The following is a 463-nucleotide window of genomic DNA, read 5'->3' as shown; positions in this document are numbered from 1 at the left end:
GTTTTGAAGGCGGTCAAATGCCGATCTACCAGCGTCTTCCTAAGCGCGGTTTCAACAACATCAACGCCAAGACACACGCTGTTGTGAACCTAGGGTTGATCCAGAAATTTGTAGACGCAGGCAAAATTGATGCCAAAGAAGCGATCACCGAAGAGAGCCTCGTTGCTTCCGGTCTCGTGCGCCGCATCAAAGACGGTATCCGCGTTCTTGCAAAGGGCGAAGTAACCTCCAAGCTGAACATCACAGTGACAGGCGCGTCTAAGGCCGCTGTTGAAGCTGTTGAGAAAGCAGGCGGCTCACTTACAGTCACAAAAGCGACTGCGGCAGAATAATAGGTTGTTACGGGCCGCTTGGCCCACTACATACCTTTTGACGTTTTCCTAAATGCCGCCTGAGCTGAGAACGCTCTAGCGGCATTTTTCATTTAAAAGAGAGCCGTTCATGGTATCCGCAGCAGAACAAA

General features: G+C 50.8%; 1 protein-coding gene. It reads left to right on the top strand.

Going from position 1 to position 463, the window contains the following annotated elements:
• A partial coding sequence (rplO, locus tag ACRBCU_RS14600; protein WP_431366124.1) for a 50S ribosomal protein L15 occupies window positions 1-332 on the top strand: 332 nt, incomplete at its 5' end.
• Window positions 333-463 lie beyond the last annotated feature (131 nt).

Origin of the sequence: Planktotalea sp., assembly GCF_050633725.1 — a bacterium.
Lineage (GTDB): Bacteria > Pseudomonadota > Alphaproteobacteria > Rhodobacterales > Rhodobacteraceae > Planktotalea.
This window is presented reverse-complemented; position numbering and strand designations above follow the sequence as displayed.